Source organism: Corynebacterium striatum (assembly GCF_016728105.1).
In the GTDB taxonomy this organism is placed as follows: domain Bacteria; phylum Actinomycetota; class Actinomycetes; order Mycobacteriales; family Mycobacteriaceae; genus Corynebacterium; species Corynebacterium striatum.
Genome location: NZ_CP068158.1, coordinates 691,006 through 704,370, shown reverse-complemented (window position 1 = coordinate 704,370; position 13,365 = coordinate 691,006). Strand labels below are relative to the sequence as shown.

The 13,365-nt window shown below is 59.7% G+C and carries 10 protein-coding genes, 1 tRNA gene and 1 pseudogene; 6 read left to right on the top strand and 6 right to left on the bottom strand.

Going from position 1 to position 13,365, the window contains the following annotated elements; genetic code table 11:
* Positions 1-54 precede the first annotated feature (54 nt).
* Positions 55-1,158, top strand: a complete 1,104-nt coding sequence (locus I6I72_RS03275) for a YlbL family protein (RefSeq protein WP_236592659.1) — start codon at positions 55-57, stop codon at positions 1,156-1,158.
* 18 nt (positions 1,159-1,176) lie between these two features.
* On the opposite strand, the gene I6I72_RS03270 is transcribed toward I6I72_RS03275, so the two are convergent.
* Together I6I72_RS03270 and I6I72_RS03265 are read right to left on the bottom strand one after the other, a co-directional pair.
* Positions 1,177-1,857: a hypothetical protein gene (locus I6I72_RS03270; RefSeq protein ID WP_049158711.1), complete on the bottom strand. Its 681-nt coding sequence runs from the start codon at positions 1,855-1,857 to the stop codon at positions 1,177-1,179.
* Between the two features lie 42 nt (positions 1,858-1,899).
* Positions 1,900-2,445, bottom strand: a complete 546-nt coding sequence (locus I6I72_RS03265) for a PPA1309 family protein (RefSeq protein WP_005528215.1) — start codon at positions 2,443-2,445, stop codon at positions 1,900-1,902.
* A gap of 121 nt (positions 2,446-2,566) precedes the next feature.
* Here I6I72_RS03265 and I6I72_RS03260 point away from each other — a divergent pair, with 121 nt between their 5' ends.
* On the top strand, positions 2,567-5,533 hold the full coding sequence (locus I6I72_RS03260; protein ID WP_201807470.1) for a UPF0182 family protein: 2,967 nt from the start codon (positions 2,567-2,569) through the stop codon (positions 5,531-5,533).
* Positions 5,534-5,687: 154 nt separating this feature from the next.
* Positions 5,688-5,764: transfer RNA gene (locus I6I72_RS03255), tRNA-Met, on the top strand.
* Positions 5,765-6,123: 359 nt separating this feature from the next.
* On the opposite strand, the pseudogene I6I72_RS03250 reads toward I6I72_RS03255, so the two are convergent.
* Positions 6,124-6,684, bottom strand: a pseudogene (locus I6I72_RS03250) (IS110 family transposase); the annotation flags it as partial.
* 538 nt (positions 6,685-7,222) lie between these two features.
* Between I6I72_RS03250 and I6I72_RS03245 the strand changes: the two are divergent.
* Positions 7,223-9,835 carry an ABC transporter ATP-binding protein/permease gene (locus I6I72_RS03245; protein WP_100619423.1) on the top strand — a complete coding sequence of 871 codons (2,613 nt, stop codon included), beginning with the start codon at positions 7,223-7,225 and terminating at the stop codon, positions 9,833-9,835.
* Positions 9,835-11,571, top strand: a complete 1,737-nt coding sequence (locus I6I72_RS03240) for an ABC transporter ATP-binding protein (protein WP_005528232.1) — start codon at positions 9,835-9,837, stop codon at positions 11,569-11,571. Before I6I72_RS03245 ends, I6I72_RS03240 begins: the two co-directional genes overlap by 1 nt.
* Positions 11,572-11,621: 50 nt before the next feature.
* On the opposite strand, the gene I6I72_RS03235 is transcribed toward I6I72_RS03240, so the two are convergent.
* From I6I72_RS03235 to I6I72_RS13955, 3 genes are all read right to left on the bottom strand, one after another.
* Positions 11,622-11,825, bottom strand: a complete 204-nt coding sequence (locus tag I6I72_RS03235) for a sodium/glutamate symporter (protein WP_034656582.1) — start codon at positions 11,823-11,825, stop codon at positions 11,622-11,624.
* 197 nt (positions 11,826-12,022) lie between these two features.
* Positions 12,023-12,139, bottom strand: coding sequence for a hypothetical protein (locus I6I72_RS13960; protein ID WP_366556958.1), 117 nt, complete (start codon positions 12,137-12,139; stop codon positions 12,023-12,025).
* A gap of 18 nt (positions 12,140-12,157) precedes the next feature.
* On the bottom strand, positions 12,158-12,505 hold the full coding sequence (locus tag I6I72_RS13955; RefSeq protein ID WP_248630680.1) for a DDE-type integrase/transposase/recombinase: 348 nt from the start codon (positions 12,503-12,505) through the stop codon (positions 12,158-12,160).
* Between the two features lie 383 nt (positions 12,506-12,888).
* On the opposite strand from I6I72_RS13955, the gene I6I72_RS03225 reads away from it, so the two are divergent.
* Positions 12,889-13,353: a hypothetical protein gene (locus I6I72_RS03225; protein ID WP_005528239.1), complete on the top strand. Its 465-nt coding sequence runs from the start codon at positions 12,889-12,891 to the stop codon at positions 13,351-13,353.
* Positions 13,354-13,365: the final 12 nt, after the last annotated feature.

The following is a 13,365-nucleotide window of genomic DNA, read 5'->3' as shown; positions in this document are numbered from 1 at the left end:
CCGGCAGGCGGCGGCTGGATTCCATGAACAACGCAACGCTGACAGCGAACACGAATGAAAACCATAACGAAAAACGTTGTAGGCTGTTTCATCGTGAATTCACCTGAAAATCGTCGACTTCGCACCCTTGCCTGGGGCGCCATCCCCGTCGTAGTGCTCGGTGCTGCATTGAGCATCGACCACATCCCCGGCACGGATGTTGCTCTGACCGTTCCTTATGCCGCGGAAGGGCCCGGACCCACCGTGGACACTTTGAGCGAGGTCGACGGTACTAAGGTCGTGGATGTGACTGCTCCCAAGACTTATGAGACCTCGGGACAGCTCAACATGACTACTGTCTCGGTGCGTACCAACATGACGCTGGCGCAGGCCCTGGGTCGGTGGATCATGACTGATGACACCCTCGTGCCCATTGATACCGTCATCCCCCAAGGAAAAACGGATGAGGAAGTCAACCAGTCCAACAAGCAGGCTTTTACCCAGTCGGAGGCCGCGGCAACGGTCGCTGCGATGAACTACCTCAAGGTCCCGGTCAAGATCGTCGTGGCGCAGGTGCTCAAGGACGCGCCGGCCACCGGGGTGGTTAAAGCCGAAGACATCATTACCTCCGTCGATGGCAAGGACGTCAGCGAGCCGGGCCAGGTCCAAGAGCTCGTGCGTGCCAAGAAACCTGGCGACAGGATGGAGCTCGGCATCGAGCGCAAGGGCAAAAAGCTCACCGAGGAAATCACCCTTGGTTCCCATCCGGATGATGACAGCGTCGCTTTGCTCGGCATATCCATGACATCGCAACCGAAGGAGGACATCAAGGTCCAGTACAACCTCCAGGACATAGGTGGTCCTTCCGCTGGCATGATGTTCACGCTCGCCGTAATCGACAAGCTTTCCGAAGGCGAGCTCAACGGCGGAAAGTTCGTGGCTGGTACCGGAACGATCAACGAGGACGGCACGGTGGGCCCCATTGGCGGCATCGTTCACAAAGTAGAAGCTTCCAAACAAGCCGGTGCGGAGCTCTTCCTAGCCCCGGCGGATAACTGCGCGGAGGCCACGAGCCGCGACACTGGCGACATGGTGGTGGCCAAGGTCGAATCCATCGACGACGCCATCGTGGCCATGGACAACTTTGCCCACGGCAAAAAGGTCGAAACCTGCGGCTAGATTAAGCCAGGCCGCAGACTAGATAAGGCCAAGCTCCTTGAGGCGGTCCTCAGGATCATCTTGATCGGTGGAGATCATCTGCTGCATCACTAGGCCCTCTTTGTTGTCCACCACGGTCAAGATAGCGGTGTTGCCCAGCATGGACCAGCCGACGACGCGGTCGCCCTCATCCTTGATGACGCGGGAAGAGCGCAGCTCAGTGAGTACCTGTGTGGTTTGCGCGGCCTTCGACTTGTTCTTGAAGAACTGGAACTGGCCCACCTTGGAACCCGAGCAGTTATAGGAGTCCTCCACACCGTTGGGGTCGCAGCGGTCAAACTGCTGGAAGATCTCCACTGGGATGAGCTCACCGAAAGTCTTGTAGGCCTCTTCCACTGGCTTTGCCAGCTTCTTGTCCGTCTTTGCGCTTCCGCTCTCGTTGGCGGATTCGCTCGCGGTTGCGCTGGCGGAAGAATCAGCAGATTCTGATTCTGCGGCTTTGCTGGTGGCGGATTCGGTGCTGGACTCCGCGCTTTCTTCGGTGGTGGGAGCTGCGCTTGACGACGTCTCCTTCGCCGGGGTTACCTTCGCCGGGGCGGTGGTCTCGGGGGCCTGCGGAGCAGGCGCCTCCTCTTTGTCGCCGCAGGCCGTTAACACGCACGTCACAGCCACACAGGCTGCCGCGACTCGGGCTGAGCGGGTTAGCGAGGCAAATCGCACGAGGAGACTCCTTTAGTTTTTCGAAATACTTAAAAGTACAGTTTAGTCCAGTTCATCCGGATCTTGTTCCAGTCCGTAGCGCAAAGCAGCGATGACGCCTGGGGCAACCTCAGGGCCGCCCCGCAGCTGGATGTCATCTTCCGCAAATGGGCCAGCTGCCTCCAGCTCTTCCTCGGTGGGACGCAGCTGCAGCAGGGTAAGCTCCACGCCTTCCTCGCGAAGAACGCCGGAGAAGAGGCGAGCGGGACGAGGAGCGGCGTCGCCAAGCACAGATGCGGAGGTATCGCGGAACTTGATCTCCTGTGCCAAGACGACCCCCGCGACCTCGTGCGGCCACGCTAGGCGCGCCACGTAGTCAGCGAGTTGCTCGGAGCCTGGTTCGATGTTGTCTGGAATGTTGTCCTGGACAATGAGCGTTAGGGGAGAGGCATCCTCTTCGTTGAGTTCGGCTAGTTGGTCAGCAACCAGTGAGGTGGGAACCAAAGCAAACAAAGTTGGGGGTGCATCCCAGCCCTCGGCGTGCACGAATTCGACCGCCTCACGCATGGCTTTGTTTAATGCTGGCTGAGAAACCTCGGGGGAACTCATAGGACTCCTTATTCGTTAACTGTGTATTGCTTCCCTAAGCTGGAAGACTATACCGCTTATATTCGCACGACTTTGATTGGAGCTGGCGTTGGCCTCTGGACTTTCCCAACCCGCTGCCCCAATGAAGCGCCCGCCCCGGCTTCTCTCTTGGGCTGTCGCTATCATTGCTGTTCTTCTATTTGTAGGCCCCATGTTGGTGGGCTTCTATACCGATTGGAAGTGGTTCGGCGCAATTGATTACCGTGGTGTTTTCACCACGACCCTCGTAGCGCGCATTGTTCTGTTTATCCTCTTTGCGGTGGTTGCCGGGGGCGTGGTTTTCGCCGCCGGCTTCGTGGCGTGGCGGGGCCGTCCAGACAGCATTGACTTCAGCGACCTGAACTCGCCGGTGTACCAATACCGCCGCTCGATTGAAAAGACCATGGGCCTATTCCTCAAGGTCATCCCGATCTTGGTGGGTGCGGTCGCTGGCCTGCTGGGCCAGGCTTCCTGGCGCGAGTTCATGCTCTTCCTCAACGGCCAGGACTTTGGCGTCAAGGATCCACAGTTCCAGCGTGACTTGGGCTTCTACGCGTTCCAGCTGCCGGTATGGAACATCGTGGTCAGCGCGTTCTCCATGCTGCTCATGGTGTGCTTCCTGTTGGCGCTGTTTAGCCACTACATTCTCGGCGGCATCCGCATTGGCAATCGCGCAGCTGGTGTGCGCGGTTCTATCTCGCGCCCGGCTCGCTTGCAGCTTGCTGTCACCGCCGGCCTGTGGATGATCCTGCAGGTTGTGGGCTACTGGTTCGACCGCTACCAGCTGCTGTATAACCAGCACTCGCTGTTTACCGGTGGCTCCTACACCGACATCAACGCGTACCTGCCGGCCAAGATCATCTTGATGGTCATCGGCGTGTTCGTGGCCGTGGCCATCTTTGCGGCAGTGGTTATTAAGGACCTGCGCATCCCCGCGCTTGCTGTGGTCCTCATGCTGCTGTCCTCGCTTATCATTGGCCAGGCTTGGCCGTTGATGATGGAGCGTTTCTCCGTCACCCCGAACCGCCAGGCCAAGGAAGCGGAGTACATTTCTCGCAACATCGAGTCCACCCGTTACGCCTATGGGCTCACCGACGAGAACGTGACTTACGAGGAGAACTGGGGCGCAGGCGATGTCTCCGACTCCAAGGTCGCGGCGGACACCTCGACGATTTCTAACCTGCGTCTTCTGGATCCGGACATCATTGCCCCGACCTTTACCCAGATGCAGCAGCTGAAGAACTTCTATGGCTTCCCAGAGACACTGGCCATGGACCGTTACACCATTGACGGCCAGGTCCGTGACTTTGTGGTCGCAGCCCGCGAACTCGACCCGAACGAGTTGCAGGACAACCAGCAGAACTGGTTGAACCGCCACACCGTGTACACGCACGGCAACGGCTTCGTGGCTGCGCAGGCGAACACCGTGGATGAGGTTGCCCGAGATGCAGGTTCCGCGCGTGGTGGTTTCCCCATCTTCACGGTCTCCGATCTACAGACCCAGCAGGGCAAGGAGAACGAGGGCGAGGGCGAGACCCAGGACGCAGAGAAGTCCTTGGGCATCAAGGTTGACCAGCCGCGTATCTACTTCGGCCCGGTCATCGCTAGCGCACAGGATGGCCGCGATTACGCCATCGTGGGCAAGACCGGCAACGACTCGGTTGAGTATGACACCGATTCCACGACCTACACCTATGACGGTAAGGGCGGCGTGCACATCGGTAATTTCTTCGACCGCACCGCATATGCGTTGAAGTACCAGGAGATGAATCTGCTGCTTTCTGACCGCGTTGGTTCCGAGTCGAAGATTCTCTATGACCGTGACCCGCGCGAGCGCGTGGAGAAGGTTGCTCCATGGCTGACTACTGACTCCGCTACCTACCCGGCTGTTATCGACGGCCGCATCAAGTGGATTGTCGACGGATACACCACCCTGGATTCCCTGCCTTATTCTCAGCGCACCTCGCTGACTGAGACCACCCAGGACACCCAGAACCCGAATGGCACCAACCAGCGTCTCATCAACGAGCAGGTGGGCTACATCCGCAACTCGGTCAAGGCCACTGTCGACGCCTACGACGGCACCGTTGATCTCTACGAGTTTGACACCGAGGACCCAGTCTTGAAGGCATGGGAGGGTGTGTTCCCGAACGTGGTGAAGCCGGAGGCTGAAATCTCCGACGAGCTGCGCAACCACTTCCGCTACCCGGAGGACATGTTCAAGGTGCAGCGAAACCTGCTGGCTAAGTACCACGTTTCTGACCCAGGCGTGTTCTTCAACAACGACGCATTCTGGTCCGTGCCGGAAGACCCGACCGCTGGCGAAGCCCGAGGTCTGAACCAGCCGCCGTACTACGTCATGGCCTCTGACCCGAAGACCGGTAAGCCAAGCTTCCAGCTCATCACGTCTTACCGTGGCCTGAACCGTCAGTTCTTGTCCGCGCACATGGCTGTGTCCTCGGATCCGGAGAACTACGGCAAGATCACCGTCAAGGTGCTGCCGACGGACACTCAAACCCAGGGTCCGAAGCAGGCACAAGACGCCATGATGTCTTCTGACCAGGTCGCTCGTGACCGCACGCTGTGGGAGGGTTCGAACGACCTGACCAACGGCAACCTGCTGGCACTGCCGGTGGGCGATGGTGAGATTCTCTACCTAGAGCCGATCTACTCGCAGCGCAAGGACCAAGAGTCTGCGTTCCCGAAGCTGCTGCGTGTACTTGTTTCCTACAAGGGCCGCGTGGGCTATGCGCCGACCATTGGTGAGGCTCTCGACCAAGTGGGCATTGATCCGAAGGCAGCCCAAGACATCACGGAGATCGACGGCGACGGCACTGTGAAGAACTCGCCGAGCGACTCGAAGGATGACAAGAAGTCTGGCGAGGATGGCAAGGCTTCCGCACCTGCATCTGCACCTGCTGCGTCCAACGAGGCTGAAGCAATCGACGAAATCAACACCGCACTCGATAACGTGGAGAAGGCCCGCAACGGCTCCTTCGAGGAGTACGGCAAGGCCCTCGACGAGCTCGACAAGGCCGTTGCATCCTACAAGCAGCTGCAGTCCAAGTAGCGCGCCATAGCGAAAACATACTAAAGGCCACCTGCCCAGCGGATTTGGGTGTGTGGCCTTTGGTGTGTATAGTTACATGAGTCGCCAACGAGAGCGGTTAGCAAAAGCTTTAGCCGTAAACGTTAAGCGCAAGATGTTTAGAAGTACATCTCGACGCGGGGTGGAGCAGCTCGGTAGCTCGCTGGGCTCATAACCCAGAGGTCGTAGGTTCGAATCCTGCCCCCGCTACCAACTTCTAATGCCCTAGCAGCGAAATCGTTGCTAGGGTAATTTTGTCTGCATGCCCAAATGTCCCCTAAGCCTTGATCTGCGTAACTGACGAGGAAGCCGCGTCCAGAGCAGAGCCGGTGGGCTTCGTTGGCAGTTGTGCATGTTTCAGCTTCTGTCGTCGGCCCTCGGCGCGATGCGCAGGGCCTTGCGTCGTGTTTGTGGCAGGTGCCGGCTCCGCGGCGTCCTGCTTTGCCCGCTGGATCTGCGTAACTGACGAGGAAGCCGCGTCCAGAGCAGAGCCGGTGGGCTTCGTTGGCAGTTGTGCACGTTTGGCCGCCGACCCCACCGTTCCGCGGCCCAAAACTGCAGTGGCTCTAGAACGCTGCGCACATGGCATCAACGATGGTTTCTGGATTCCGTGCCCAATGGCGTCTAGCGAAGACGTTGACTCTGGCATTGCCGAGTCTGCGGATCTTGGTGGGTCCGCCATACTTGGCGAGTAGGTGAAGTATCCATGTGCGGTGGATGACCTGCCCGCGCAGAACTCGTTCGAACTCAGGGTAGGTTCCGACCAGTGCTGAGCGTATTTGGTTAATCAGTCGGGTGTATGCCCTGGCGAGATCTTCATCAATACCGTTAAGGATCTTGAGTTTGAGGAAGACTTCATCGACACGGTCAACCATGCGCGGTGATTCCGGCAGGCTCAGCCCGGCATGGGCGATAGCGACGGTGAGTTGGCCGTTGTTGTTGGGCTGGTCAAGGACAACTAGCACGTAGTGGGGCTGGTCGACTTTGCCGATGAATGAGCAAAGAGGTCTCGTAGAGATGTTTCGTGTTGGTTGACTTGCTTGGACAGGACTTGGGTGCCGTGTTCATCTAGGACGCAGGCGTGGTGGAAGTATTTGCATGATGTCCATGCCGATGAGATAGCGGTATGTCATGGTGGTACTCCTAGCGATAGAAAGGCGGTAATCTGCTTCGTCGCTGGGGGTTGGTCGGACATACTTCGTGCTGGCATCCACATTACTTTGAGATCTCACATCAACTAGTGGCGTGGATCAGGTTCCTATTGAGCTGTTGGAGTATGTCACTGTCTTCGGCGGCATCACCCCCCCCGGATCATTTTCTTAACAGGGCGAATAAGCGCCATGCCGAAGCCGGCGACTAGTTCCTCCAGTCCCGAAGGGAATGAGGTAACGGTGTAAACATAACCCGCCCCGATTAGAGGACTACGAAATGAATCCTCGGAGCCCTCCGGTGGAACTACTTAGAACGTAATGGGGGAAGTGCGCTTGCCGGATGCGGTTTGTTAGGTGTAGCTGGCAGGTGCGAGGTGATGTTGCTTTCTACACGCAGAAAATATAAGGTAGCCTTACCTAAGTCGGATGCTGGGTGCTGGGGATGCGCTGAGCGGCTCGATGGCTGCCCCGCGAATAGCCGATAAGCACCCGCCTGAAATCCAAAGAGAGAAGACTCTGCATGGCAAAACGCGGCTTCTCCGGGGTGCTCATGCGTGCCTACGGAGCCACAGACCATGAAGCGACCGTGACCCGCGTGGAAAACCTAACGGAAGACTTTCTGCGCATCTGGTTCGTTTCCGAAACCCTCCTGCAGGACGCAGCCATCGGGCCCACCGCCTATCTACGATTCTGGTTCCCCAACCCGGAACAACCGGACGTCGAACAACAGCGTTCCTACACCGTCAGTGAGGCAGACCCCGCAACCGGCACCTTCGCGATTGACGTGCTGCTCCACACCCCCGCGGGTCCCGGCTCAGCATGGGCAAAGAACGCGACAGCGGGGCAGACAATTTCAGTCACCTCGCTGGGGGCAAAAGAGTTCGTGGTTCCTGAAGAACTCCCCGCCGGCTACCTCATCGTCGGCGACGCCGCATCCATCCCCGCCATCAACGCCATCCTTAGCGAACTGCCACCGCAGCTTCCAGCCGAGGTGTATCTGGAACAAGCCCGCGAAACCGACCGCGATATTCCCCTGGCGCAGCATCCACGCGCGGAGATTCACTGGGTGCAGCGCACCGACGAGACCTCACTCGCCGACTCGATTGCGGCTCAAGACTGGTCGAACTGGGCGGCCTGGCTGGCCACCGAATCGGGAAGCCTCAAACACCTGCGTAAGCGGCTACGGGATGATTTTGGATTCCCAAAACAAGAGATCACCGCGCAGGCCTACTGGTACTGGGGACGCGCATTCGGCAAAAACCGCTCCAAAACTCAGCCGATGCCGCTCGACACCACTACCGCGGAGGCCGCAACCACCGAATCGGCTCCGAAAGTAGAATCAGCGCCGGCACCCGAGCCGACCACGACAGCGGAGGTGCCCCGCGGGAACTGGCACTCAACGGGCGGCCGTAAACTCCTCGCGCCTCTCAAACCCACGATCATCGCCGCCGCCATTATTCAGGTGCTGGTAACGCTCATCGAGCTCGCACCCTTTGTGCTCCTCACCGAACTGGCCCGGCAACTGCTCATTGGCGCATCCACAGACACACTCACCGCACTCGGCATCTGGGCCGCGGTGCTGTTGGGTGCAGGCGTATTCCTCAACCTTGCACTCACTACCTGGCTGCACTGGGTTGATGCGCGATACGGATACACATTGCGCCGGCGACTGCTCGATAAACTCGCACGCCTGCCACTGGGCTGGTTCACCGCCCGAGGTTCAGGCCAGGTCAAGCAACTCGTGCAAGACGACACGCTCGCAATGCACTACCTGGTGACCCACGCGGTGCCCGACGCGGCAGCCGCCATCACCGCCCCCATTGCCGTATTCATCTACCTCTTCATTGTCGACTGGCGGCTAGCGCTGCTATTGCTGCTACCGGTTGTTGCTTACCTGGCAGTGATGGCAGTGATGGTCGTGAAATCGGGGCCGAAGGCCGCCGAATCGATGCGCTGGGTAGAACGGATGAACACAGCCGCCAACTCCTATCTGGAAGGGCAGCCAGTCATTCGAGTGTTCGGTGGTGCCACGGCATCACACTTCCAGAAACGGCTGCACGAATACATTGCCTTCCTCTCCGACTGGCAGCGACCACTCGCGAAATACCGCACCTTCCTCGACCTGGTCACTCGGCCCACAACGTTCCTGTTGCTGACTGTGGTCTTTGGTGCCCTATTCATCAGCATCGGCATCATGGAACCGCTCGCGATTCTGCCGTTCCTCATCCTCGCACCCACCTTCGGCACCCGACTGCTCGGCATCGGCTACGGACTGGGCGACCTGCGCACCGGTTTGCTTGCCGCCCGCCACATCAACACCACACTCGAAGAAGCCGAACTCGACACCCTGCCCGCGCCCGAAAACGAAGCTGTCGATACCCCCGGCCGAGTGGTATTCGACGACGTCACATTCGGATACCTCCCCGGGCTGCCGGTGATCAAGAACGTGTCGCTCACGCTCGAACCGGGGACGGTGACCGCACTGGTCGGGTCATCCGGGTCGGGTAAATCGACGCTGGCCGCGCTACTGGCGCGCTTCTACGATGTCGACACCGGCAGCATCACTATCGGTGGCCGCGACCTGCGCCGGCTCTCACCCGACGAGCTGTACCGACAGATCGGCTTCGTGCTGCAGGATGTGCAACTTGTTGACGGCACCCTGCGCGAAAACATTGCGCTTGCGGTGCCGGACGCAAACGATGCACAGATCGAGTCGGCGGCCAGGGCAGCACAGATTCACGATCGCATCAGCGCACTGCCCGACGGATACGCCACCCGCAACGGCGAACAGGTATCGCTTTCGGGCGGCGAACAGCAGCGCGTAACGATTGCTCGTGTCATCCTTGCCGACACCGAGGTGCTGGTGCTTGACGAAGCCACATCATTCGCCGATCCAGAGTCGGAACACCTGGTGCAAGCGGCGATCGACGAACTCACCGCCGACCGCACCGTACTGGTGATCGCACACCGACTGCACACGATTACCGGGGTCGACCAAATCGTGGTGCTGAACGACGGGCAAATCGTTGAGACCGGCACCCACGACGAACTGCTCGCGCTGCGGGGACACTATCACGGGCTGTGGCTCGCTGGTCACCCCACAACAGACCCAATCGTGGAAGGGAGTCGGTAATGATCCGCACACTATTAGCCCTCATCCCGATCGATCGCCGCCGCGCGTTCTTCGGGTTTATCGGGTTCACGCTGCTGAGCGTCATCGCCCGCGCGCTCGCGGTGGTGTTGCTGATCCCTGTCCTGGGGTCGCTGCTTGGTGCCGATCCCGCCACAGCCTGGCCGTGGGTGGGGATGCTGCTACTGGTAGTCTGCGGCGATTATGTGATCGCCACCGTCGCCTCGCGTATCGGCCTTGGCACTGGGTTTGCGCTGCTCGACACCGGTCAGGAAACCGTCTCGAAACGTTTGGCAGCGGTGGAACTCGACTGGTTCACCGCCACTAACACCGCCACGGCGCGACAGGCAATCGCCGCCACCGGGCCCACGCTCGTGGGGCTCGTGCTCTATTTCATCGGGCCATTCATCAGCGCCGCAATCATGCCGTTGATGATCGCGCTCGCCCTCTTGTTCGTGAAATGGCAGCTCGGGTTGGCAGCGCTCGCAGGCGTGCCACTACTGCTGGGAGCGTTTGTTGCATCGCGCAGACTTGGCGAACGGTCGGATGCGGTGGCAGCGGAAGCCAACACCACGCTCTCAGAACGCATCATCGAATTCGCGCGAACGCAACAGGTACTGCGCTCGGCACGTCGCGTCGACGCTGAACAGGGACGCGCCGGGCAGGCGCTCGCGGCGCAGCGCCGCTCCATGCTCCGGCAACTCGTGTTCCAGCTACCCGGCCAGATCGTGTTCGGCGTGGCCAGCCAACTCGCCCTGATCTTGCTGGCCGCAACCGCGGTGGTGCTCGCCATTCACGGTCAGCTATCACCTGCTGAAGCCATCGCGGTGATCGTGGTTATTGTCCGCTACCTCGAACCGTTCACCGTGCTCGCGGAGCTTTCGTCGGGTGTGGAATCGGTGGTGAACACTCTGCAACAGATCCGCTCGGTGTTTGAAGCGCCCATTGCCGATAGCGGCAGGCTGTCGCATCGGTGCCAGCACGCTCCCACGATCGAACTGCGCGATGTGTGCGTCAGTGTCGCTGCCGATCAGCCCGTGCTCAGCGGCATCAATCTGGAGTTTGCGGCGGGTACAACCACCGCGATAATCGGCCCTTCGGGATCGGGGAAAAGCACGCTGCTTTCGGTGATCGCCGGGCTAAAACAACCAACAAGCGGCGACGTGCTCTTTGATGGCGTCGCAGTGGGTGAGCTCGACTCGGAATCGAAACGGGAACTGGTCAGCGTTGTGTTCCAACAGCCGTACCTGTTCGACGGCACCATTCGCGAGAACGTCCTCGCCGGTGATCCCGAAGCGAATGACGCTCAGGTGGCACACGCAGCGCGGGCGGCCCGAATCGATGGACTGCTTGCTGATCGGGTGGAGACCCACACTGGGCGAGTGGGGGAGGGTGGCACCGCGCTTTCTGGTGGTGAACGACAGCGCGTATCGATTGCGCGGGCGCTGCTGAAACCCGCGCCAGTGCTGCTGATTGATGAGGCAACCAGTGCCCTCGATAACGACAATGAAGCCGCGATCAATGACGCCTTCGCCGAAGACGAACGGTCACAAACGAGTGTCATCGTGACCCACCGGCTCAGCAGTCTGAAGCACGTTGATCGAGTGATTGTTCTGGACGGCGGTCGAGTGGTGGAAGATGGTGCACCCGCTGAGCTGGCGCAGGCGGGTGGCCGATTCGCAGCGTTCTGGCAGCATCAGGAAGCGGCAACCGGGTGGCGACTCGGCCGGGGGAGCTAGGTATTCCGCTGAGTTCACCGGGGCGCGATCCGCGCGGGCGGTTGCTGGCGTTACTCAACCCAGTTCATACAGAACACAATCCACGGCAGCGCCACGATGTCAATGAGCACTGCGCCGGCCAACGGCACGATCAGGAACGCACGTTCGGAACGCACCCCAAATCGCTGGTTGAGAGCATCCATATTTGCCATTGCGTTGGGAGTGCCGCCAAGACCATGACCGAGCGATGCGCGACCCCAAATCTTGAGACTCATCATCGCCATTGTCAAGAAGAAGCCGAGCGTGAACTTCGGGATGAGGCCGACTGCAGCATGATGATGCCGATCGTTACCACCGCATTCAGCAGCGGGCGGTACAGGGGCGCCGCGTTCGGGGTCCTCGGTAAACTCGGCATCGTCGAAGTGTGGGCTGGGTCAAGGATTGTGGACAGTTCCTAGTGTTCTTTCTCTGGTCAGGCCGCTGCGGCGAGGGTCTCGCCGGTGACGGTGTGGTGGTCGGTCCATGCTTGGCTCGGGGTGCGGTAGCCGAGCGTTGAGTGACGACGGCGTCGGTTGTAGAAGACCTCGATGTAGTCCGCGACCGCGAGTCATGCTCGGGCGCGGGTGGGGAACACCTGCTGGTGATACACCTCGTTCTTCAGGCCCGCGAAGAACGATTCAGCGGCGGCGTTGTCCCAGCACACCCCAGTGCGGTCCATCGACTGGCGAAACCCATGCGCTTGGCAGTAGCCGGTGAACGCTCCAGCACTGTATTGGGCTCCGTGGCCGGAGTGGAAGATCTCCCCGGGCAGGGCGCCGCCGTGGATGCGCGCCATCTCGAGGGCGTCGCTGACGAGGCTGGTGCGCATATGCCCGGCGATCTGCCAGTCGATCACCATGCGTGCGGCCAGATCGATCACGGTGGCGAGGTGGAGCCATCCTTCACCGGTGCGCAGGTAGGTGATGTCACCGACCAGCGCTGCCCCGGGGGTGTGGTGCTAGGGGGCGAAGTCGCGTGCGATGAGGCCGTCGAAGACCTCCGCTTCCACGTCGGTGATCGTGGGGCGACGGTAGCTGCGCGGCTGGATGGCTGCCAGCCCGAGTTCCCGCATCAGATGGGCCACCAGCCCTACCGAACAGGCTTGGCCTTTCTAGTTGAGCTGGGCACTGAACCTTCGACGCTTACTTGATGCCATGTCCTTGTTCTTCTCCCCTCAACAGGAAGTGTTCAAGAAGCTTGATACACCCCACAGATTTACCAGTTCCTCTTGGCGGCGCTGGACGTCCTCAAGGAAGCCACCAGCAGGCGACCGACGAGCGTTGGCATTATTCTGTGGTTATGGAGAATGCTGAGTTACGGTTCCTCGTGCAGGAAGTGGACTTTCAGTCTCCCTTCCCGTTTGGTGATGAAGGATTTCGAGATGACTGGTGGCACAGCAACGTTGATCGAGTAGGAGACGACACTCTGGGCGGCACTGACTACGTGCAGCTTTTGCTCGACGGAATCGAAACGGGACGCGCGTCACTCACCGACTGGCAACTATCAGACAGCTACATCGGTATTGACGCAGACGTTCCTACCAAGGAAATCTGGTTCTTCGAAATTCGATCTACGGCCAGATGTCGCGGGCTTGGCGCTGAATTCGCTTCCTTGCTTCGCGAACACTACGCGAGCACGCCGCTGATTGCTTTCTCTGAAGGCGCTGATGAGTTCTGGGAAAGCATCGGCTGGATCTACTATCCACGCAAGGACGGAGATATCCACTACCGGAAACTGTTTATCTCTGAACGAATATCCAGTTGAACCACTGAACCT